Origin of the sequence: Sphingomonas sp. (genome assembly GCF_019242355.1) — a bacterium.
In the GTDB taxonomy this organism is placed as follows: domain Bacteria; phylum Pseudomonadota; class Alphaproteobacteria; order Sphingomonadales; family Sphingomonadaceae; genus Sphingomicrobium.
Map to the genome: position 1 here is coordinate 1 of NZ_JAFAVR010000034.1, position 7,074 is coordinate 7,074.

The 7,074-nt window shown below is 65.7% G+C and carries 7 protein-coding genes and 2 tRNA genes; 4 read left to right on the forward strand and 5 right to left on the reverse strand.

What is annotated here, in order from left to right; genetic code table 11:
* The 3 genes from JOZ79_RS01355 to JOZ79_RS01365 form a co-directional block, all read right to left on the reverse strand.
* A partial coding sequence (locus JOZ79_RS01355) for a Glu/Leu/Phe/Val dehydrogenase dimerization domain-containing protein (protein ID WP_294069537.1) occupies positions 1–791 on the reverse strand: 791 nt, incomplete at its 3' end.
* 33 nt (positions 792–824) lie between these two features.
* Positions 825–901 (reverse strand) — tRNA-His (locus JOZ79_RS01360).
* A gap of 98 nt (positions 902–999) precedes the next feature.
* Positions 1,000–1,074, reverse strand: a tRNA-Val gene (locus tag JOZ79_RS01365).
* 119 nt (positions 1,075–1,193) lie between these two features.
* On the opposite strand from JOZ79_RS01365, the gene JOZ79_RS01370 reads away from it, so the two are divergent.
* Positions 1,194–1,940, forward strand: coding sequence for an SIMPL domain-containing protein (locus tag JOZ79_RS01370; RefSeq protein ID WP_294069540.1), 747 nt, complete (start codon positions 1,194–1,196; stop codon positions 1,938–1,940).
* Positions 1,941–1,946: 6 nt separating this feature from the next.
* Here the strand turns inward: JOZ79_RS01370 and JOZ79_RS01375 are convergent, their stop codons facing one another.
* Both JOZ79_RS01375 and lon read right to left on the reverse strand, forming a co-directional pair.
* Positions 1,947–2,219: an HU family DNA-binding protein gene (locus tag JOZ79_RS01375; RefSeq protein ID WP_294069543.1), complete on the reverse strand. Its 273-nt coding sequence runs from the start codon at positions 2,217–2,219 to the stop codon at positions 1,947–1,949.
* Positions 2,220–2,300: 81 nt separating this feature from the next.
* Positions 2,301–4,700 (reverse strand): endopeptidase La, encoded by a 2,400-nt coding sequence (lon, locus tag JOZ79_RS01380; RefSeq protein WP_294069546.1) that lies wholly within the window; start codon positions 4,698–4,700, stop codon positions 2,301–2,303.
* Positions 4,701–4,798: 98 nt separating this feature from the next.
* Here lon and JOZ79_RS01385 point away from each other — a divergent pair, with 98 nt between their 5' ends.
* From JOZ79_RS01385 to JOZ79_RS01395, 3 genes are all read left to right on the forward strand, one after another.
* Entirely contained in the window at positions 4,799–5,005 is a 207-nt protein-coding gene (locus JOZ79_RS01385) for a hypothetical protein (RefSeq protein WP_294069549.1), read from the forward strand.
* A gap of 115 nt (positions 5,006–5,120) precedes the next feature.
* The gene (locus tag JOZ79_RS01390; RefSeq protein WP_294069550.1) at positions 5,121–6,524 is read left to right on the forward strand and encodes a L,D-transpeptidase family protein; all 1,404 of its coding nucleotides are present in this window, start codon (positions 5,121–5,123) and stop codon (positions 6,522–6,524) included.
* 103 nt (positions 6,525–6,627) lie between these two features.
* The coding region (locus tag JOZ79_RS01395) for a beta-L-arabinofuranosidase domain-containing protein (RefSeq protein WP_294069553.1) at positions 6,628–7,074 on the forward strand (447 nt) is incomplete at its 3' end.

The following is a 7,074-nucleotide window of genomic DNA, read 5'->3' on the forward strand; positions in this document are numbered from 1 at the left end:
TTGTTCGCGCCGCCCGCGACTACTGGCACGCGAAGAGCGGCGATCGACTGTTCGGTTAGGATCGCGCCGAGTGCGCAGGGGCTGAGCACGTCGGCCTCGGTCGTCAGGATTGACTCCGGCGCAACGACCGTGCCGTCGACGGTTGCAGCGAGCTTCTGCGCCTTCGCCTGGTCGACGTCGGCGATCGAGAGGCGCGCGCCCTCGGCAGCGGCATGCGCGGCCACTCCGCTCGCGACGCTGCCGGCGCCCTGCAGCGCGATGTGCAGGCCATCGAGGCTGTCCTTGCCGAGCCCACGCTTCACAGCGGCCTTGAGGCCCAGGAAGACGCCGAGGGAGGTATGTGGCCCCGGGTCGCCGCCGACTTGAGTACCCTCGGCAGGGAGACCGGCAACGAACCTGGTGCTGCGCGCGATCTCGATCATGTCGGCGACGCTCATGCCCACGTCCTCGGCGGTGACGTAGCGGCCGCCCAGGCTGTCTACGGCCTTGCCGAACGCATGGAGCAACTCCGGCGACTTTTGCCTGTCCGGGCCGGCGATGACCACGGCCTTGCCGCCGCCGAGCGGAAGGCCGGCCATGGCGTTCTTGTAGCTCATCCCGCGCGACAGGCGCAGTGCGTCCACGACCGCCTCGTCGTCGGCGGCATAATGCCAGAAGCGGCAGCCGCCGGCCGCGGGGCCGAGATGGGTCGAATGAACGGCGATGATGGCCTTCAGGCCCGATTTCTCGTCGTCGAAGAAGTGCAGCGCCTCATGGGCGTCGAAGTCGGGCAAGCCCCAGGGGGTGGTCATGGCTACTCGGATTGTCGTTGCGGACGAAGGTGATGGGGCGATCGAGGGGACTTGAACCCCCGACCCCTGGTACCACAAACCAGTGCTCTAACCAGCTGAGCTACGATCGCCGTGAAGAGCGCGGAAGGCTTTCCGCGTCCTGTCGCGCGCCACTTAGGGTCGCATCCGATTCAAGGCAAGCGACCCCGGCCCTACGATCAGCGAAGGATGGTGGGCGCGGTAGGGATTGAACCTACGACCCCACCCGTGTGAAGGGTGTGCTCTACCACTGAGCTACGCGCCCGCCGCTGCGGGGCGCCAGATAGTCAGGCGCCGTCAGCCTGTCCATAGCGAGCGGCCATTGCTCCCTCCCGTCGCTGCCGTTAGCCTGCCGTCGCTCGGCGGGGAAACGGGGGGAGTTTTATGCGTGCAGTCTTGATCGCGGCCCTGGCGTTGATCGCAAGCCCGACCTTCGGGCAAACGACGAGCAGCCCGCCGACCATCAATGTTACGGGGCACGGCAAGCTCAGCGTTCCCCCGGATACCGCGAACATCCATTACTGGCTTCGCGGTGAAGGCAGGACCCCGGACGAGGCGACCCGGGCAATGGTCGCTGCCCAGACGAGCGTGGAGAAGGGCGTCGCCGGCCTGCTCGGAGCCGACGCGAGGATCACCAACAGCAACCTCGTCGTCATCGAGGTTCGCGACCCCGCCTGCAAGACCGAGCCCGGCCAGGCCATCCTGAGTGAGGGCCAATGCGCGATCGTCGGTTATCTGGCGACGTCGGAGACGGACGTAAGGACGCACAATATCGCCAAGGCCGGCACCGCGGCGGGGCTTGCGAGCCGGCTCGGAGCGCGCGACGCTCGCCTGCTGAGCTTCGAACTGCGCGATACCTCAGACAGCCAGCGGCGCGCGATGGCGATGGCGGTGAGCGATGCAAGGGCGCAGGCATCGGTACTGGCTGCTGCGGCCGGCGGACACCTCGGTCGGGCGCTTACGATCCAGTTTGGCTCGTACATGACGCCAATGGCCACAGGCGCGGTGATCTCGCAGGCTCCGCCGGCACCCCCGCCGCCTCCGCCTCCGCCACCTGTGCAAGTCGACGTAAAGCCGGCGCCGCAGGATGTCACCGCGGACGTCAGCGTCAGTTACGAGCTGCTGCCCTAGTCGATCTTACTGAACGGCGTCCTTGAGGACCTTGCCGGGACGGAACTTGGGCTGAGAGGTCGCCTTGATCTGCATCGGCTCGCCGGTGCGCGGGTTGCGGCCCGTCGAGGCCTTGCGGCGCGTGACCGAGAAATTGCCGAAGCCGACCAGCCGAACTTCATCGCCGCGCTTGAGGGTCGAGGTGATCACCTCGAGCATGGTCTCGACAGCGCGGATGGCCTCAGTCCGGCTGAGCCCCGCGCGATCGGCGACGTGGCCAATCAGTTCCTGCTTGTTCATTGACGGCTCCCTCGGCTCCGCCGGGACTCACGCAGGCGAAGCCCACTCCTTAAGGCAAGAGTCGGCCGTCAAGTCAAAGGCCTAGTGCCGTACTGCCGCTCCCGGTTCGGGACCTGCCGCGGGCACGGGCGGCTCAGCCGCATGCTCATCGGCATCGGTCCACTCGATCGCGCGCAGAGGCTCGGCCAGCGCTCGGGCAAGCACTTCATCCACGTGGCTGACTGGCACGATCTCAAGCGCCTCGAGAAGGGTCGCCGGAAGCTCGGCGAGATCCTTTTCGTTCTCGGCCGGGATCAGCACGGTCGCGATTCCACCGCGAAGGGCCGCGAGAAGCTTCTCCTTGAGGCCGCCGATCGGGAGCACACGCCCGCGCAGCGTCACTTCGCCGGTCATTGCGACGTCGCGGCGGACGGCGACGCCGGTCAGGGTCGAGATCATCGCCGTGACCATGCCGACGCCAGCGGATGGGCCGTCCTTCGGGACCGCCCCTTCGGGCAGGTGGACGTGAATGTCCTTGCGGGCGAAGATTGACGGCTTGACGCCATAGGCCGGGGCGCGCGCCTTGACGAAGCTCATCGCCGCCTGGATCGATTCCTGCATGACTTCGCCGAGCTTGCCCGTGGTCCGGATCTGGCCCTTCCCTGGCACGGTGACGGCCTCGATGGTCAGGAGCTCGCCGCCGACCTCGGTCCACGCAAGGCCGGTGACTGCGCCGATCTGGTCCTCTTCCTCGCCGATGCCGTAGCGGTATTTCCGCACGCCGAGGTAATCGCCAAGGTTCTCGGACGTCAGTTCGACGCGCTCCGCCTTGTGCTCGAGAATTTGCCGAAGGGACTTGCGGGCGACCTTCGCAAGCTCGCGCTCGAGCGTTCGGACGCCAGCCTCCCGCGTGTAATGGCGGATCATGCTACGGAGCGCATCGTCGCCGAAGGTCAGCTCCTCCGCCTTGAGGCCGTGCGCGTCCATCTGCTTCGGGATCAGGTGACGCTTGGCGATCTCGACCTTCTCGTCCTCGGTGTAACCTTCGAGCCGAATGATCTCCATCCGGTCGAGCAGCGGCTGCGGCATGTCGAGCGAATTGGCCGTCGTGACGAACATCACGTCGGAGAGGTCGTAGTCCAGCTCCAGATAATGGTCCTGGAACTTGCTGTTCTGCTCGGGATCGAGAACCTCGAGCAACGCCGACGACGGATCGCCGCGGAAGTCCTGGCCGAGCTTGTCGATCTCGTCGAGTAGGAAGAGCGGGTTCGACGTCCCCGCCTTCTTGAGGTTCGAAACGATCTTGCCCGGAAGCGAGCCGATGTAGGTGCGGCGGTGGCCTCGGATCTCGGCCTCGTCGCGCACTCCGCCCAATGACTGTCGTACGAACTCGCGCCCGGTCGCCCGCGCGATCGATCGACCGAGGGAGGTCTTGCCGACACCGGGCGGTCCGACGAGACACAGGATCGGGCCCTTGAGCTTGTTGGTACGCGCCTGGACGGCGAGATATTCGACGATGCGGTCCTTCACCTTCTCAAGGCCGTAATGGTCCTCGTCGAGGATGCGTTGCGCCTCGGGGATATCCTTCTTGAGCTTCGACTTCTTGCCCCACGGCAAGCCGAGCAGGACATCGAGATAGTTGCGGGCAACCGTGGCCTCGGCCGACATCGGCGCCATCGCCTTGAGCTTCTTCAGCTCCGCATTGGCGCGAGTGCGAGCTTCCTTCGACAGCCTCGTCTTGCGAATCTTCTCGGCGAGCTCCTGGAGCTCGTCGCCGCCTTCGTCGCTCTCGTTGCCGAGCTCGCGCTGGATCGCCTTCAACTGCTCGTTGAGATAATATTCCCGCTGGGTCTTCTCCATCTGCCGCTTGACCCGGCTCCGGATCTTCTTCTCGACCTGGAGAACCCCAAGCTCGCCCTCCATGAAGGCGAAGACCATCTCGAGCCGCCGGGCGGGGTTGAGCTCGCCCAGAAGCGCCTGCTTGTCAGAGACCTTGACCGACAGGTTGGACGCGACGGCGTCAGCGAGGATCGATGCGTCCTCGATCTCCGACAGCTGGATCCCAGTTTCGGGCGGAAGCCTCTTGTTGAGCTTCGCGTAATTTTCAAACTGGTCGATGACCGAGCGCATCAAGGCCTGCGCCTCAGGCCCCGCCGACGCGTCTTCGTCGACCTCCTCGATCTCGGCAACGAGATGCCCTTCGCCATTCTCGATGTTGACGAGGCGCGCTCGCTTCACACCCTCGACAAGGACGCGCACTGTCCCGTCGGGAAGCTTCAAAAGCTGCATCGCCGTGGCGATGACGCCGAGGTCGTAGATCGCGTCACGGTCGGGATCGTCCTCACCCGGATCAAGCTGCGCAACGAGGAACAGCTCGCGGTCGCTGGCCATTGCTGCTTCGAGAGCCGCGACGGATTTGTCCCGGCCGACGAACAGCGGCACGATGCGGTGCGGGAAGACGACGATGTCGCGCAAGGGAAGAAGGGGGAGCAAGCGAGTCATGCCGGTCATATGGGCGCCACCCCCGCACCGCGCAACAAAGGCGGGAACAATCCGCCGCCCGGAGCCGCTCTGACGCCAGGCAGCGATGGAGGTGTCCGGTGGCCGACGACCGCGAAAAAATCAGTAATGGACCGAACGAAAGCGCGATCAACGAGACGATTGCCGGGACCGGCCCCGGGATTGCGGACGATGCGCTTGCCCCGGGAGAGGAGCTGCCGCGAGCGCCGACCGACGAAGAGGTCGAACGGGCCGCCCGGAAGCTCGGCGTCGGAGAGAAAAACACTCTGCCTCTCGAAGGCGAATAGAGGGGACGGACGCCACGCCTGTGCGCCGAAAGCCACAGCCGCCGCGTTTCCTGCCCCTTTGGTCTCTCGATTCTGTAACCGTTCAGTTTGCGGCGCTATCCTGTGCGCCGTGACAATGCGACGTTCCTTGCTCGCGCTCAGCGCTCTCACAGCCTCGGCGATCGCTCAGGCGCAGCCCGTCCCGCCGCCGGGCCAGGTCCCGCCGCCGGTCGCCGAGCCGTGGATGGCTCAGCCCGCGCCGATGCCGGCTCAGCAGTGGCAGTCGCCGGCGGCTCCGCGGAATAGCCGGACCGCACTCGAACCGGTCGATCTGCCGCCTTCGATCGAGCAGGGCGTCGACATGATCTACATCGACGACGACCTCGTTCCGCGCGCGATCCATGACAAGGCGCTGTTGCACAACATCGCCTTCAGCGACTGGAGCGGCGCACCGCTCGACATGTTCGTGTCGATGAATCCTATCTATACCGACCTGCGTCGCGGCCTGGTGAGGTACCGGGAGCGCTGGGGCAACCTTCCCGACACGCAGGTGCCGGCCGGACCGGCGCTCAAGTCCGGCATGACGGGCGAGCGTGTTGCCGCTCTTCGCAACCGTCTCGGGCTCAGCGACGGATCCAGCTACGACGCCGCGCTCGCTGCCGCCGTCAAGGAATTCCAGGACGTGCACGGGATCAAGCCGGATGGCGTCGCCGGCGCCGGCACGATCGAGGCGCTCAATCGCGGCCCGGCCTATTACGAGCAGTTGATCATCATTAACATGGAGCGCGCCCGCCGCCTGCCCGCACCCGAGGACGAGCGGAAATATGTGCTGGTCGACGCCGGCTCGGCCCGGCTCAGCATGTGGGAGAACGGCAAGCCCGTTGACAGCATGAAGGTCGTCGTCGGCAAGGCCGAGACCGCGACGCCGATGATGGCTGCCTACATCAAATATGCGAGCGTGAACCCCTATTGGAACGTGCCGCCGGAGCTGGTCCGCAGCCTGATCGGCCCGCGCGTCGTCGCGCAGGGGATCGGCTATCTCACCGACCGTGAGTACCAGGTGCTGTCGGACTTCAGCGACCATCCCCAGGTCCTCGACCCGGCGAGCCTCGACTGGCGGGCGATCGTGGCCGGCCAGCAGGACGTCAGGCTTCGCCGACTGCCCAGCCCGGCCAATTCCATGGGCATGATGAAGTTCATGCTTCCCAATTACTTCGGCATCTATCTTCACGACTCACCTGAGAAGCAGCATTTCACCAAGAACGAGCTGTGGATCAGCAACGGCTGCGTCCGCCTGGAGGATTACAAGCGGGTTGCGAAGTTCCTGTTCGATGGCTCGATGCCTCGGGGTGACGATCCCAAGGTCGAAAAGGAAGTCGACCTGCCGCAGCCGGTCCCCGTCTACATGACCTACCTGACCGTGCAGCCTATCGCCGACGGCGTGAAGTTCCTCGCCGATCCCTACGGCCGCGACGCGCATCTGATGGAGCGCTTCGGCCCGCAGATGATGGCCGCCCTGGACAGCGCCCAGGGAAGTTGACCCCGAGGCCGCCGGGGCGCAGGACTCACGCTTTGGGCGAGACCCTGCGATGATCCGATCCGCCGCGTGGCCGATATCGCGCCGGCGCCTGTTGCAGGGCACAATGGCCGCTACCGCTGGAAGCTTCGCTGGCCGATCCCCCGGCGGGTCATTCCCTGCGCGCCTTCCTGCGCCGCTGACCGAGTTCGGTTACAAGGCGGTAGGTATCGCCAGCGAGCCGCACGAGGCGCAGCTCACCAATACCCAGTCGGTCTTGATGTCGCTCAGCGACGACAGCCTGTTGATGCCCTTTCGGCAGATGGCGGGCCTGCCCGCGCCTGGCGTCGAGCTGGGCGGCTGGTACGCCTATCGGCCGAACTACGACTACCGAACGAATTTTGACGAAGGTTTCGCGCCCGGATGCCATTTCGGCCAGTGGGTATCGGCGCTGGCTCGGGGCTATGCGATCTCCGGCGACCCCGCGGTGCGCGAGAAGGTGCTTCGGCTCAATAGCCTTTACGCCGAAGCGATCTCGGGCGGCTTCTATGAGAAAAGCCGCTTTCCTGCTTAC